Raw genomic sequence first — 15,360 nt, forward strand, 5'->3', positions numbered from 1 at the left:
TGAATTTGAAGTGCAATATTACACTTTTATTAATTAGACAAGAAAAAATTAATAAGTCACTTTTTGATGAAAACTATAATTTAAACCTAATCCAAATAGTTGTCTAAATTGTAGTTTGCTAGAAGCATCATCATCCATAATAAGATGAAATGTCATTAGCATTTTAATATGTTTATTTACTTTAAAACGAATGTTTGTTAAATAATCAACATCTATATTACCAATATTAGAAAGGTAATCTGTATACAAGGTTAAAATGTTTTCCATTTCGATATTTTTGGCCATTGTAAATTTAAAATATCCAGAGAGGTTAAAACCTAAACTAAATGCTGTGTTTTTACCATTTTCAACACCAAATCTCCCGGAAAAAGCATCGCTTACAAGTGTATATCTGGCGGTAGCAGGAGCAATGTTGAAATTAAAATCATCGGATTTTTTCCAGAGCATTCCTGGTCCAAAAGTTAAATATGCAGGAGATAAAAATTCAGAAACTAATGTGTTAGGTTCTGTTTTGTAGTTAAAACCATCTGTATATTGAGTTCTAAAATTACCAATAAAAGAGAAAAACCAATATTTTCCTGTTCTAAAACCAAATAAGGTGTTTAATTCAAATCTATCGTCTGTTTTTCTGTAGCCTTCATTAGTAATATAGCTTAAACCATAACCGGTAAGTAACCTACTATCCCAGTTTACGTTCTTCTTTTTGTAATTAAAATCGTAATTTACATTGATGTTGCCAGCTACTGTGTTTTGACCACCAGAAGCCCAGTTGGTAAAGGAAGATTGATTAAAAACAAAAGCAAACCTTCCATGAATTTTCCATTTTGGCTGTGGCACCGTATCTTTTTTCTTTTTTTGAGAAAAAGAAAATAATGAGAAAAATAACAATAAAAGAAGGAGTAGCTTCTTCACTTTTTGGATTTTAAATACAAAAGTAAGAGATTATGTAAAAAAACAAAATTATTTTTTGGATTTATAAAGTGGTACAGTAGAGCAAGCTTCACCAAACATAATAGACTTTGCTAAAGGTTGTAATTTGTTTATTAAAAAAGCAAAGGCAGAGTTTGGAATAGGTTTTTCTGCACAGCCTTTAATAATTACAGGGACATTGGTAAAATCTCTAAAATCTATAAAGGTTAAAAGTTCTTGGTAAATTACCGTTTCTAACAGTTCTAAATCTCCAATAATTACTTTTTTAGCAAACGGGTTAATTTCTGAAGCCACCAACATAAAAGCCCAAGATGGTATAATGGCGTCTGCAGAACAGGTTATGGCTACAAAACAATTTTTGTATTGAGACCAATTGTGTTTTTTAACTGACTCTCTAAAGTCTGTTTCTTTTAGAATAAGTTCTTGAAACAACCAATCTTTAATATCAAATAAAACCCTTTTACCTTCTGGATAAATTTCTTCTAAATCAAACGTTTTTAATTTACTATTGGCAACTCTATTTATGATTTCTTTTTCCATTATTTTTAAGTTTCAAAGTTTCAAAGTTTCAAAGTTTCAAAAAATAAACGCGAAGGCGCTAAAGATTTTCGCAAAGTTCGGAAATTTTTTTAGTTTTGAATACTGAATACTGAATACTGAATACTGAATACTTTTTCTAAAGCATTCCCAATTCTAACTTTGCTTCTTCGCTCATCATTTCTTGTGTCCAAGTTGGGTCGAAGGTAATTTCTACCTCACATTCGTTTATTTCTTTAAGAGATTTTACTTTCTCTTCCACGTCTCTTGGTAAGCTTTCTGCAACAGGACAATTGGGAGAAGTTAAGGTCATTAATATTTTTGCATTATTTTCATCAGAAACAAAAACATCATAAATTAAACCTAATTCATAAATGTCTACGGGTATTTCAGGATCAAAAATTGTTTTTAAAACTCTTACAATTTTATCTCCAATTTCGTCTAGTTCTTTATCTGTCATTTTGTTATTTTTTTACAAGTGGTTTAAACCCCTTGTTAGTCTTAAATTTTTGTTTGTTGCGCAATAGCATACATTTTTATTTGCTTTAACATAGAAACTAAACCGTTTGCTCTTGTAGGAGAAAGATGTTCTTTTAAGCCAATTTTGTCTATAAAAGTAGTATCTGCATTTAAAATATCTGCTGGTTTTTGGTCAGAAAAAACGCGTAATAAAAGTGCTACAATTCCTTTGGTTAAAATAGCATCACTATCTGCAGAGAATTTTACCTTATCTGCATCTAATTCAGAGTATAACCAAACTTTAGATTGGCATCCTTTAATAAGGTTTTCCTCTAATTTGTTAGCCGCATTAATTATTGGTAAAGACTTGCCCAACTCAATAATATATTCGTAGCGTTCCATCCAATCATCAAACATAGAAAACTCATCTATAATTTCTTCTTGTATTTCTTTGATAGTCATTTTTAAAACTTATTTTTGCGGTAACAAAAGTTTACCGTTATTTGGTATGCAAAAATACGATAAAAAAGGTTTTAAACCTTTAAAGTAAATAGAATATTAATATAGTTAATTAGGTTTTTATTATACTAATTATTTAAATAAATTCCTCTTTTTAAAGAGGGTTGTAAAAACTATGAGTAAATTATTAGCAGTTGGTACAGTGGCTTTTGATGCTATAGAAACTCCGTTTGGTAAGACTGATAAAATTTTAGGTGGATCTGGAAGTTATATTGGTTTAGCAGCATCTCAATTTGGTATAGAAACTGGTGTGGTTTCTGTAGTTGGTGCAGATTTTTTAGCAGCTGATTTAGAAATGATGAATGCCAAAGGAATTAATACAGATGGAGTAGAGGTAGACCAAAATGGTAAAACATTTTTTTGGAGTGGTAAATATCATAATGATATGAATTCTAGAGATACTTTGGTTACAGAACTTAACGTATTAGAAACTTTTACACCAGTTGTGCCAGAAGATTTTAAAGACGCACCTATTGTAATGTTAGGTAATTTACACCCATTAACGCAAGCCTCTGTTTTAGAACAAATGACAAAGAGACCAAAATTAGTAGTTTTAGATACTATGAATTTTTGGATGGATATTGCGCTAAATGATTTACATGCTGTGTTAAAAAAAGTAGATGTAATTACAATTAATGATGAGGAAGCAAGACAATTGTCTGGAGAGTATTCTTTAGTAAATGCAGCTGAAAAGATTCATAAAATGGGCCCAAAATATGTGGTTATAAAAAAAGGAGAACATGGCGCTTTGTTGTTTAACCAAGGAAAAATGTTTTTTGCACCAGCTTTACCATTGGCAGAAGTTTTTGACCCAACAGGCGCAGGAGATACATTTGCCGGTGGTTTTTGCGGTTATTTAGCAAAAACAGAAGATATATCTTTTGAGAACATGAAAAATGCTATTATTTATGGTTCTAATTTAGCTTCTTTTTGTGTAGAAAAGTTTGGTACAGCGCGCATGCAAGAGTTAACTGCTGCAGAGGTAAGTAATCGTTTGCAAGCATTTAAAGATTTAACACAATTTGATATAAAATTATCCTAAATTTAGTCCGCGTTGTAACACGCGGATTTTTTTTTACAACAATACAAGATTTACAACAGTAACACAATTAAAAACAATAACAGATGAGTGATGCTATTAAGCATGAATGTGGAATTGCACTTGTTCGATTAAAAAAACCACTTCAATTTTATAAAGACAAATATGGTTCTGCCTTTTACGGAATTAATAAAATGTATTTGTTAATGGAAAAACAACACAATCGTGGTCAAGATGGTGCTGGTTTTGCAAGTATAAAATTTAATGTTACTCCTGGTACCAGGTATGTTAGTAGAGTACGTTCTAATAAAACACAACCCATACAAGATATTTTTGGACAAATAAACGCAAGATTAAATGGTGTTTTAGACGAAAATCCAGATAAAAAAAATGATGTTGCTTGGCAAGAAGAAAACATGCCATACATTGGAAATTTGTTTTTAGGACATGTACGTTATGGTACCTTTGGTAAAAATAGTATAGAAAGTGTACATCCTTTTTTAAGACAAAGCAATTGGCGTCATCAAAATTTAATTGTAGCCGGTAACTTTAATATGACCAATTCTAAACAAATGTTAGAAGAGTTAGTAGAGTTAGGGCAGCATCCAAAAGAATTTACAGATACTGTTACAGTTATGGAAAAAATTGGTCATTTTTTAGAAGATGAAGTGGCTAAATTATATCAAAAAGCAAAAAAGAAAGGCTTTAGTAAAAAAAATGCTTCTCCTTTTATTGAAGAAAATTTAAGTCTAAAAAAAGTTTTAAAAAGATCTTCTAAAAACTGGGATGGTGGTTATGCAATGGCAGGTTTAGTTGGTCATGGAGATGCTTTTGTATTAAGAGATCCAAACGGTATAAGACCTACTTATTTTTATGAAGATGATGAAGTTGTAGTTGTAGCCTCTGAAAGACCAGTAATACAAACTGTTTTTAATTTAAAGATAGATCAAATTCAGGAATTAGAAAGAGGGCATGCACTAATTATTAAAAAAAGTGGGCAAACTTCAATCAAAAAAGTTTTAGAACCAAGAGAGAAAAAATCTTGCTCTTTTGAGCGAATTTATTTTTCTAGAGGTAGTGATGCAGGTATTTATGAAGAACGAAAAAATTTAGGTAAAAATGTTTTTCCTAAAATATTAAAATCGATTGACTCAGATATTTCTAACACCGTTTTTTCTTACATACCAAATACAGCAGAAACTTCGTTTTATGGAATGACAGAAGCTGCTGAAGATTTATTAAACCAACAAAAAACAAGTAAAATCTTAGCTGGTGGTAAAAATTTATCCGCAGAAAAAGTAACCCAAATTTTATCTGAAAGACCTCGTTTTGAAAAAATTGCTATTAAAGATGCCAAATTAAGAACTTTTATTGCAGATGATAGTTCTAGAGACGATTTGGTAGAACATGTTTACGACATTACTTATGGTGTTGTAAAGCCAACAGACAATCTAGTAATTATAGATGATAGTATTGTTAGAGGAACAACTTTAAAGAAAAGTATTATTAAAATTTTAGATAGACTTGGTCCTAAAAAAATAGTAGTCGTTTCTTCTGCACCACAAATACGTTACCCAGATTGTTATGGTATAGATATGGCAAGGATAGATGCTTTTATAGCGTTTAAAGCTGCTATAGAATTATTAAAAGATACCAAACAAGAACATATTATAGACGAGGTTTATAAAAAGTCTAAAGCACAGCAAGATTCTAAAGATGAAGATGTTATAAATTTTGTAAAAGAAATCTATAAACCTTTTAAAGCTGAAGAAATATCTGCAAAAATAGCAGAAATGTTAAAAACAAAAGATATTACTGCAGATGTAGAGGTAATATATCAATCTATAGAAGGTTTACACAAAGCTTGTCCAGATAATTTAGGAGATTGGTATTTTACAGGAAATTACCCAACAGCAGGCGGAATGCGCGTAGTAAACCAAGCGTTTATAAACTTTTATGAAGGAAATGATAAAAGAGCGTATTAATTATTTTTGTTTTTTTGCTGAGTTTTAGCTGAACAAAAAAAGATAATAAAAAATAAAAGCATCCTAAATTTTAGAATGCTTTTTTGAGTTTTATAAATATTACTAAAATAGTAATATAAAAATTTGTTTCAATAACTATTACTTAGCTTCTGCGTAACGTCTTTCTACTTCGTTCCAGTTAATTACATTAAAAAATGCATTAATATAATCTGGTCTTCTGTTTTGGTAGTTTAAATAGTAAGCATGTTCCCATACATCTAATCCTAGTATTGGAGTACCTTCACAGGTTACTCCTGGCATTAAAGGATTGTCTTGGTTTGGTGTAGAGCAAACTTCTACTTTACCACCAGGTAAAACACATAACCAAGCCCAACCAGAACCAAATTGTGTTGCCGCTGCTTTAGAAAAAGCATCTATAAAAGCTTCTTTAGAACCAAAAGCGGCATCTATTGCATCTTTTAACTCGCCAGATAAACGGCCTCTTCCTTCAGGATTCATAACGGACCAAAATAAAGAATGGTTGTAAAAACCACCTCCATTATTTCTAACAGCTCCATTACTCATGTCTAAATTTGCTAAAATATCTTCAATAGTTTTTCCTTCTAAATCTGTACCTTCTATTGCAGCATTTAATTTTGTTGTATATCCATTGTGATGTTTTGTATGGTGAATTTCCATAGTTCTTGCATCTATGTTAGGTTCTAATGCGTCATAAGCATAACCTAATTCTGGTAATTGAAAAGCCATAATTTTATTTTGTTGTTTAATTAATTTCCTTTACAAATTTAACAATTTAAGAATGTTAAAACAAGTCTTTAAGAATATGTTAACTTATAATAATATAAAGAACACTTATTCTCCAAAAGTCTGCATAAATTCAGAAACTTTTTTCACCATATTTTTACTGCCGCACACAAAAGGTACACGCTCATGCAATTCAGTTGGCTCAATTTCCATAATTCTTTTCGTACCATCTGTTGCCAAACCTCCGGCTTGTTCTGCTAAAAAGGCCATTGGACTGCATTCATACAACAAACGTAGCTTTCCTTTTGGGTTTTTAGATCCTTTTGGGTACATATAAATACCTCCTTTTATCATATTTCTATGAAAATCAGACACTAAAGAACCTATATATCTACTTGTGTAGGGTCTATTTCCTTCTTCTGCTTGACAGTATTTTATGTACATTTTAATACCTGCTGGGAAATCTAAGTAATTTCCTTCATTAACAGAGTAAATAGTACCATCTTCTGGAAACTTCATTGCTGGATGAGATAAATACCAACTACCTAATGCAGGGTTTAAAGTAAAACCATTTACACCATTTCCTGTAGTGTAAACTAACATTGTAGAGGTTCCATATACAATGTAACCTGCTGCAACTTGTTTGTCACCAGATTGTAAGAAATCTTTTAATTCGACTGGTTTTCCTACTTCTGTAACTCTTCTAAAAATAGAAAAAATTGTTCCTACAGAAACATTTACATCAATATTAGAAGATCCGTCTAAAGGATCCATTAGAACCACATACTTGTTTTGATGATTGTTGTCTTGACTGTTTATGATAATAAAATCATCTTCTTCTTCACTTGCAATACCACAAACTATATTTCTATTACTTATGGTTTCTATAAATACATCATTAGCGTAAACATCTAATTTTTGTTGGTCTTCACCTTGTATATTGGTGTCTCCAGCAGCACCTGTAATATCTACTAAACCTGCTTTGTTAACTTCATGATTTACAACTTTACCGGCTAACCTTATAGAGTTTAATAAACTAGATAACTCCCCAGAAGAATATTTAAAATCGTTTTGATTTTCAATGATAAATTCTCCTAAAGTTTGATTTTTTTTTGGCATCCTAATGTATTTAATGGTATTAATGCTACAAATATGCTAAATATTTTAGACTTAAGCTATTCTTTATTCTTCTTTTATCAATTTAAAAACGTAGAAAATATTTAAACAAAATTTTAATAAGTGTGTAAAATATCTAATTATTTTTAACGGATTTTAAAACAACTATCTTTGTTTAAAATTAAGAATAATGAGTTTTACTATTAGATTTGGAAAGGCAAAAGATATGCAAGAGGTTCATAATTTAATTATGGAATTGGCAATTTTTGAAAAAGAACCAAACGCTGTAGAAATTACGGTAGAAGATTTGGTAAATGATGGTTTTTCTAACAATCCGAAATTTAAAATTTTTGTAGCAGAACAAGAAGGTGCAATTATTGGTATTGCATTATTTTATGAGCGTTATTCTACATGGAAAGGCAAAGCAATACATTTAGAAGATTTAATAGTAACTAAAAATAAGCAAAAAATAGGTGCAGGAAAAGCATTGTATAGTGCTGTTTTAAAATATGCCCATGACCATAATTTTAATAGAGTTGCTTGGGAAGTTATAGATTGGAATACCAATGCAATTGAGTTTTATAAAAGTACAGGAGCTACCTATTTAAACAATTGGTCTGTTGTGCAAATGAATCAAGAAAATTTGGCAAAGTTTATAGAAAATAATTAAAAAAATCTCAAAGAGAAAAAATAATAAAGAAGATGAAAGTTTTTAAGTTTGGTGGTGCTTCTGTAAAAGATGCAGAAAGTATAAAAAATATTGTATCAATAATTAAAAATGAAGGTGCAAGTGATACTTTAGTAGTGGTTTCTGCTATGGGTAAAATGACAAATGCTTTTGAAGAAGTTATAAATTCTTACTATAATAAATTAGAAGATTTGCCAAATAAACTAAATTTTATAGAAGAATATCATAAAGGAGTTATGAGTGCTCTTTTTGATAAAGAAGATGAAATTTACAAAGAAATTGATGTTCTTTTTGGTGAATTAGGTTGGTTTTTAGCCAGAAATACTTCGACTAGGTTTAATTACGTTTACGATCAAATTATTTGTTTTGGAGAGTTGTTATCAACAAAAATAATAAGTGCTTATTTAACTAAAATTGGACAAAATAATGTTTGGTTTGATGTTAGAAGTTACATAAAAACAGACAGCAATTATAGAGATGCAAAAGTAGATTGGGAACTTACAAAAGAATTAATTACAAGTAAGGTAGATGCTACTAAAATTAATATTACACAAGGTTTTATTGCTGCAAATGATACAGAAAATACAACTACTTTAGGTAGAGAAGGATCTGATTATACAGCTGGTATTTTTGCGTATTGTTTAAATGCAGAAAATGTTACTATTTGGAAAGATGTACCCGGAGTTTTAAATGCAGATCCTAGAGTTTTTAAAGACACTACTTTATTGCAACAGATTTCTTATGAAGAGGCTATTGAAATGGCATTTTACGGAGCCTCTGTAATTCACCCTAAAACATTGCAACCACTGCAAAGTAAAGAAATTCCGCTTTTGGTACGTTCTTTTATAAATCCAAAAGAAACCGGTACAAAAATTTCTAAAGGAGCCAATTTAGAACCTTTAATACCTTGTTTTATTGTAAAGAAAAACCAAATTTTAGTTTCTATTTCTGCACTAGATTTTTCTTTTATGGTAGAGAACAACATTAGTTATATCTTTAAAAAATTGCACGATTTTCAATTGAAAGTTAATCTAATTCAGAATTCTGCCATTAGTTTTTCTGTTTGTATAGATAATAAATTTAATAAGTTTGATGCGTTTTACAACGAATTAAAAGATGAGTTTAAAATAGAAGTTCAAAAAGAAATAGACTTGTACACAGTAAGACATTTTACAGATAATGCAATAGCTAAAATAGAAGAAAAAGGAAGTGCTTTGCTTACTCAGGTTAACAAAGAAACCATTCAGATTGTTTTAGCAGAAAACTAAGTTTTTGTCATTTGTTTTTAGTTACTTTTGCAGGTAGATTAATTTTTAATATCATATGGCATTAGTAACTTCTAAAGAAATTTCTCTAGCAATTGGTCTAGAAAAATTTGGTTTTCTTGGCACTTTTTTAGGTTGGGTTTTGTTACGTGTTTTAAGAATTTCTGTGCTTAATAGAATTTATGATAAAAACAAAAACAAATCTGATTTAGCGTTTTTAAACGCAATTTTAAATGATTGCAAAATAGAATTCGAAATCCCAGAAGAAGATTTAAAAAGAATTCCTGCAACCGGTGCTTTTATTACAGTTTCTAATCACCCTTTAGGTGGTGTAGATGGTATTTTGCTTTTAAAACTTTTAATAGAAAAAAGAGCAGATTACAAGATTATTGCAAATTTTTTATTGCATAAAATAGCGCCTTTAAAGCCTTATGTAATGCCAGTAAATCCTTTTGAAGATAGAAAGGACGCCAAATCTAGTGTTGCTGGCATAAAAAATGCTTTATTGCATTTAAAAGAAGAAAGGCCTTTGGGTATTTTTCCTGCTGGGGAAGTTTCTACTTATAAAGACGGTAAATTAAATGTGGACAAACCTTGGGAAGAAGGTGCTGTACGTTTGATAAAAAAAGCAAATGTACCTGTTATTCCTATTTATTTTCATGCAAAAAATAGTCGTTTATTTTACGTGCTATCAAAAATTTCTGGCACTTTAAGAACGGCAAAATTACCATCAGAATTATTATCACAAAAACACCGTGTAATAAAAGTTAGAATAGGTAAGCCAATTGCTGTAAAAGATCAAAATGAATACAAAGATATTTCTTCTTTTAATGAATTTATTAGAAAGAAAACCTACATGTTGGCAAATCCTTTTGAGAAAGCTCATAAATTAATTTCCACAGAAAAAATCAAAATTAAAAAGCCAATTAGAAAAATTGCACTTCAAAGAGATGCACATTTATTTGTAGAAGAGGTAAACAAATTAAGAGAAATAAAAGGAAAGTTATTAGAAAGTAAAAATTACGAAGTATTTTTTGCAAATGCAGATGATATACCAAATATTTTACATGAAATTGGGCGGCTTAGAGAAATTACATTTAGAGAAGTTGGAGAAGGTACAAATAAAGCAATAGATTTAGATGTTTATGATAACTATTACAGCCATTTATTCTTGTGGGATAAAGTAGCTAATTGCTTGGTAGGTGCTTATAGAATGGGACTTGGTAAAGAGATTTATAACAAATACGGAATTCATGGTTTCTACGTACAAACTTTGTTTAAAATAGAACCAGAGCTGCATCAAATGATGAGTAATACCATAGAAATGGGACGTGCTTTTGTGGTGGGTGAATATCAACAAAAACCAATGCCATTATTTTTACTATGGAAAGGTATTGTGCATGTAACGTTGCGTTATCCAGAATATAAATATTTAATGGGCGGTGTTTCTATAAGCAATCAATTTTCTGATTTTTCTAAGTCTTTAATGATAGAATTTATGAAATCTCATTATTACGATCCATACGTTGCACAATATATTTATCCGAAGAAAGAATATAAGGTAAAGTTAAAAGATGCAGATAAAGATTTTGTGTTTGATGCTACAAAAGCAGATTTACAAAAGTTTGATAAAATTATAGACGAAATAGAGCCAGGAGCATTAAGAATACCTGTTTTATTAAAGAAATATGTAAAACAAAATGCACGTTTAGTAGCGTTTAATGTAGATCCTAAATTTAACAATGCCGTAGATGGTTTAATGTATATTAAGGTTGCAGATATTCCAGAAAGTACGGTAAAACCGGTTATGGAAGAGTTTCAGGCAGAATTAGAACGTAAAGCTTCAGAATTACAAAACAAGAAATAAAATCGTAAAAGATAATTTTCAGCATATGATTTTTCGTTTTTAATTTAATTGTTTTTTATAATGATTATTATAAAACTGCCAAAAAAGCAGTTTTTAAAATTGGTATAGTTTTCGCTTTTAAATTGTTATGAAAACATTTTTAAAAATACTTTTAACCGCTTTAGCAGTAATTGTTTTAGCAAATTTATTACCAGGAGTAACCGTTTCTGGTTATGTATCAGCAATAATTGTAGCTATAGTTATAGCCGTATTAAATATGATAGTTAGGCCTTTACTAATCTTTTTTACACTGCCTGCAACTTTGGTAACTTTTGGCTTATTTATTTTTGTAATAAATGCTGTAATTATATTGTTGGCAGATAAATTGGTAGACGGTTTTGCAGTTTCAGGATTTTGGGCTGCATTATTTTTTAGCATTTTACTTTCTATCTTTAGGTCTGCATTATTTTCTTTATTAAAAGATAAAAAAAACTAAAACCAAGCCTTAAAATTAAATCAATCAAAATCAGGTGCCTAAGTTTGTTAGCTATTTAATAATTATACTGAAATAGAACCCTTTAAATACTTGCTAACTAAATTATTTTAACTAATTTTGCACTCGATTTTTTAAAGAATAATAGAACAAGAAATGAATATTACAAGAGAAAACATAGATGCGTTAAACGCAGTTGTAAAAGTAGATATTGTTGCAGAAGATTATCAACCAAAAGTTGATAAACTATTAACAGATTACCGTAAAAAAGCAGATGTTCCTGGTTTTAGAAAAGGGCATGTACCTATGGGAATGATTAAAAAGCAATATGGCCAATCTATTATGGTAGATGAGGTAAACAAGCTTTTACAAGATTCTTTAAATAAATACATTACAGAAGAAAAATTAGACATTTTAGGAAATCCTTTACCAAGAGTACAAGACGATTTTAATTGGGATGCAGCAGCGTTTTCTTTTGAGTTTGAATTAGGTTTAGCACCACAGTTTGATGTGGATTTATCTCCAAAGAAGAAAGTAACACAATATAATATTGTAGCTACAGAAGATTTGTTAGATGAAGAAGTAAAAAACATTCAAACACGTTATGGTAAAATGTCTTCTTTAGAAGAAGCTACAGAGCACTCTAATGTAACTGGTACTTTTGTAAACGAAGAAAAAGAAATTAATAAAAAAGCTACGTTTTTAGTAAACGACTTAAAAGGCAAAAAGAACGAGAAAAAAGTTATTGGCGCTAAAGTTGGCGATGTTATAGCATTAGAAACAAAAAAGTTATTTGAAGATAATAACAAATTGGTTCATATTTTAGGTATTTCTGAAGAAGTTGCTAAAGATTTAGACGTTACAGTAACTTTTACTGTAGAAGAAATTACAAAAACAGAACCAGCAGATTTAGATCAAGAATTGTTCGATAAATTATTTCCTGATGGAAGCGTAAAAACAGCATCAGAATTAAGAGCAAAGATTAAAGAAGATGCAGAAAAGCAATTTGAACAACAAGGAGACCAACAATTATTAAACGCAGTTACAGAAAACTTAGTAGAAAATACAAAGTTTGATTTACCAGCAGATTTCCTTAAAAAATGGTTAGCAACAGCAGGCGAAAAGCCTTTAACTGCAGAAGAAGCTGCTGCTGAATTTGAAAAGTCAGAAAAAGGCTTACGTTACCAATTAATTGAAGGAAAAATTATGAAGGATAACGATATTAAATTAGAGTATGCAGAGTTGGTAGACTACGCAAAAGGTTTTATTAGAACTCAAATGGCTCAATTTGGTAACATGAATCCAGAAGAAAAAGAGTTAGATGATATTGCTGGTAGAATTTTACAAAACCAAGAAGAAGCTCAAAAATTACAATCTCAACTAATTAGTCAAAAATTATTAGCTTTTTACAAAGAGAACATGAAATTTAAAACCAAAGAAGTTTCTTACCAAGAATTTGTAAAAGAAGTTTATAAATAATTGAGTAAAACTTAGTTGTTTATAAATGCTGAGATTCATTCAGTACCTATAAAGGGCAAGTTTAACATCTTCCAAAAGAGGAAATAACAGAAAACAAAAACCTGAATTGTAAAAATTCAGGTTTTTTTAGCAATATCACTTAAAACAGTCAAAAAAAATGTTCTTATATTTACAGAACAAATTTTAAAAGAAACACAGAAATGGATTACGGAAAAGAGTTTGAAAAATACGCAACAAAACATCACGGAATAAGCAGCACTAGTTATACAAAAATTACCAGTAGCTTAACGCCATATATTATGGAAGAGCGTCAAATGAACATCACACAAATGGATGTTTTTTCACGTTTAATGATGGATAGAATTATATTTTTAGGAACAGGTATAAATGACCAAGTTGCCAACATCATTCAAGCACAATTATTATTTTTAGAAAGTGTAGATGCTAATAAAGACATTTCAATTTACATTAATTCTCCAGGAGGTGGCGTTTATGCAGGTTTAGGTATTTATGATACAATGCAGTTTATAAAACCAGACGTAGCAACAATTTGTACAGGTATGGCAGCCTCAATGGGTGCAGTATTAATGTGTGCAGGTCAAAAAGGAAAACGTTCTGCTTTACCACATTCTAGAATTATGATTCACCAACCTTTAGGCGGCGCACAAGGGCAAGCATCAGATATAGAAATTACGGCAAGAGAAATCTTAAAGTTAAAAGACGAATTGTATGCAATTATTGCAAGTCACTCAGGACAAACAATAGAAAAAGTACACCAAGACTCTGATAGAGATTACTGGATGAAAGCCAATGAAGCAAAAGAATACGGCATGATTGACGAAATTTTAGCTAGAAAATAAATTAGTATTTAGTTTTTGGTTGATGGTTTTTGGTGCTTAACCAAGAACTACCAACTAATAACCAAAAACCAAATAAAAATGTCAAAAGAAGAAAATTTAGAGTGTTCGTTTTGCGGACGAAAAAAAGCAGAAACAGACCTGTTAATAGCAGGTATGGATGCTCATATTTGCGACAAGTGTATAGAGCAAGCTCATGGTATTGTAGAAGAAGAAATTACAGAAGCAAAAACCAGCAGCTTATCTAAAGACTTAACGCTTAAAAAGCCAAAAGAAATTAAAAATTTCTTAGACCAATATATTATTGGGCAAGATGAAACCAAGCGCTCTATGGCAGTTGCAGTATACAATCACTATAAAAGATTGTTGCAAACAAAAGATGATGATGAGGTTGAAATAGAAAAATCTAATATTGTTTTGGTTGGTGAAACAGGTACAGGAAAAACATTAGTTGCAAAAACAATTGCACGTATGTTAAACGTACCATTTTCTATTGTAGATGCTACAGTTTTAACCCAAGCAGGTTATGTAGGAGAAGATGTAGAAAGTATTTTAAGCAGGTTATTGCAAACTGCAGATTATGATGTAGAAAAAGCACAAAGAGGTATTGTTTTTATAGACGAAATAGATAAAATTGCCAGAAAAGGAGACAATCCATCCATTACCAGAGACGTTTCTGGAGAAGGAGTACAACAAGCCTTATTAAAATTATTAGAAGGCACAGTTGTAAATGTTGCACCAAAAGGAGGTAGAAAACACCCAGAACAAAAATTTGTAGAAGTAGATACTAAAGAAATTTTGTTTATTGCAGGTGGCGCATTTTCAGGAATCGAAAGAATTATTAGCAAGCGTTTAAATATGCAAGCAGTAGGTTTTGGCGCTTCTTTAGATGAAGATAAGGTAGACGAGGAAAACATGTTACAATATATCATTCCTTCAGACTTAAAATCTTTTGGTTTAATACCAGAAATTATAGGTCGTTTGCCAGTTTTAAGTTACATGAATCCCTTAGATGCAAAAACATTAAGAGCCATTTTAACAGAACCTAAAAATTCTATAATTAAGCAATATACCAAGCTTTTTAATATGGACGATGTCAATTTCATCATAGAAGAAGAAGCTTTAAATTATATTGTATCCAAAGCAGTAGAATACAAGTTAGGTGCCAGAGGTTTACGTTCTTTATGTGAAGCTATTTTTACAGATGCTATGTTCGATTTACCAAGTTCAGACGATAAAGAATTTACAGTAACCAAAGAATATGCAGAATCAAAATTAACAAAAAGTGCACTTAAAAAGTTAAGAGCAGCATCTTAAAATGTTTTGGGCGTTCCCTTTCAGGTCAGGCTTTCACACTCGCTTTTTTTGTGAAAAACAAAAAAGAGCTCAAACAATTGCTCAAT

General features: G+C 30.3%; 15 protein-coding genes. 9 read left to right on the forward strand and 6 right to left on the reverse strand.

Going from position 1 to position 15,360, the window contains the following annotated elements; all coding sequences use genetic code 11:
• Positions 1–48 precede the first annotated feature (48 nt).
• The 4 genes from Q0762_RS11260 to Q0762_RS11275 all read right to left on the reverse strand — a co-directional run bounded on the left by Q0762_RS11260 (position 49) and on the right by Q0762_RS11275 (position 2,388).
• Positions 49–912 (reverse strand): DUF3078 domain-containing protein, encoded by an 864-nt coding sequence (locus Q0762_RS11260; protein WP_298766983.1) that lies wholly within the window; start codon positions 910–912, stop codon positions 49–51.
• Between the two features lie 48 nt (positions 913–960).
• The gene (locus Q0762_RS11265) at positions 961–1,470 is read right to left on the reverse strand and encodes a DUF2480 family protein (protein WP_298766985.1); all 510 of its coding nucleotides are present in this window, start codon (positions 1,468–1,470) and stop codon (positions 961–963) included.
• Positions 1,471–1,606: 136 nt separating this feature from the next.
• Positions 1,607–1,927 (reverse strand): DUF59 domain-containing protein, encoded by a 321-nt coding sequence (locus Q0762_RS11270; RefSeq protein WP_298766987.1) that lies wholly within the window; start codon positions 1,925–1,927, stop codon positions 1,607–1,609.
• Between the two features lie 41 nt (positions 1,928–1,968).
• Positions 1,969–2,388, reverse strand: coding sequence for a SufE family protein (locus tag Q0762_RS11275; protein ID WP_298766989.1), 420 nt, complete (start codon positions 2,386–2,388; stop codon positions 1,969–1,971).
• 172 nt (positions 2,389–2,560) lie between these two features.
• Here Q0762_RS11275 and Q0762_RS11280 point away from each other — a divergent pair, with 172 nt between their 5' ends.
• Together Q0762_RS11280 and Q0762_RS11285 are read left to right on the forward strand one after the other, a co-directional pair.
• Complete coding sequence (locus tag Q0762_RS11280; protein WP_298766991.1) at positions 2,561–3,487, forward strand: PfkB family carbohydrate kinase; 927 nt, start codon at positions 2,561–2,563, stop codon at positions 3,485–3,487.
• Between the two features lie 83 nt (positions 3,488–3,570).
• Positions 3,571–5,469 (forward strand): amidophosphoribosyltransferase, encoded by a 1,899-nt coding sequence (locus tag Q0762_RS11285; protein ID WP_298766993.1) that lies wholly within the window; start codon positions 3,571–3,573, stop codon positions 5,467–5,469.
• A gap of 138 nt (positions 5,470–5,607) precedes the next feature.
• Here Q0762_RS11285 and Q0762_RS11290 read toward each other — a convergent pair whose 3' ends face one another.
• Positions 5,608–6,216 carry a superoxide dismutase gene (locus tag Q0762_RS11290; RefSeq protein WP_298766994.1) on the reverse strand — a complete coding sequence of 203 codons (609 nt, stop codon included), beginning with the start codon at positions 6,214–6,216 and terminating at the stop codon, positions 5,608–5,610.
• 105 nt (positions 6,217–6,321) lie between these two features.
• Complete coding sequence (gene fbp / locus Q0762_RS11295; RefSeq protein WP_298766996.1) at positions 6,322–7,332, reverse strand: class 1 fructose-bisphosphatase; 1,011 nt, start codon at positions 7,330–7,332, stop codon at positions 6,322–6,324.
• 187 nt (positions 7,333–7,519) lie between these two features.
• Between fbp and Q0762_RS11300 the strand changes: the two genes are divergently transcribed.
• From Q0762_RS11300 to clpX, 7 genes are all read left to right on the forward strand, one after another.
• Positions 7,520–7,999, forward strand: a complete 480-nt coding sequence (locus Q0762_RS11300; RefSeq protein WP_298766998.1) for a GNAT family N-acetyltransferase — start codon at positions 7,520–7,522, stop codon at positions 7,997–7,999.
• A gap of 32 nt (positions 8,000–8,031) precedes the next feature.
• Positions 8,032–9,285, forward strand: a complete 1,254-nt coding sequence (locus tag Q0762_RS11305) for an aspartate kinase (protein WP_298767000.1) — start codon at positions 8,032–8,034, stop codon at positions 9,283–9,285.
• Positions 9,286–9,340: 55 nt separating this feature from the next.
• Positions 9,341–11,149 carry a lysophospholipid acyltransferase family protein gene (locus Q0762_RS11310; RefSeq protein WP_298767002.1) on the forward strand — a complete coding sequence of 603 codons (1,809 nt, stop codon included), beginning with the start codon at positions 9,341–9,343 and terminating at the stop codon, positions 11,147–11,149.
• 127 nt (positions 11,150–11,276) lie between these two features.
• On the forward strand, positions 11,277–11,624 hold the full coding sequence (locus Q0762_RS11315) for a phage holin family protein (RefSeq protein WP_298767004.1): 348 nt from the start codon (positions 11,277–11,279) through the stop codon (positions 11,622–11,624).
• Positions 11,625–11,777: 153 nt separating this feature from the next.
• Positions 11,778–13,100: a trigger factor gene (gene tig / locus Q0762_RS11320; protein ID WP_298767007.1), complete on the forward strand. Its 1,323-nt coding sequence runs from the start codon at positions 11,778–11,780 to the stop codon at positions 13,098–13,100.
• A gap of 200 nt (positions 13,101–13,300) precedes the next feature.
• Positions 13,301–13,960: an ATP-dependent Clp endopeptidase proteolytic subunit ClpP gene (gene clpP, locus Q0762_RS11325; RefSeq protein ID WP_298767009.1), complete on the forward strand. Its 660-nt coding sequence runs from the start codon at positions 13,301–13,303 to the stop codon at positions 13,958–13,960.
• 78 nt (positions 13,961–14,038) lie between these two features.
• Entirely contained in the window at positions 14,039–15,274 is a 1,236-nt protein-coding gene (gene clpX / locus Q0762_RS11330) for an ATP-dependent Clp protease ATP-binding subunit ClpX (RefSeq protein ID WP_298767011.1), read from the forward strand.
• Positions 15,275–15,360: the final 86 nt, after the last annotated feature.

Origin of the sequence: uncultured Polaribacter sp., assembly GCF_947495205.1 — a bacterium.
Lineage (GTDB): Bacteria > Bacteroidota > Bacteroidia > Flavobacteriales > Flavobacteriaceae > Polaribacter.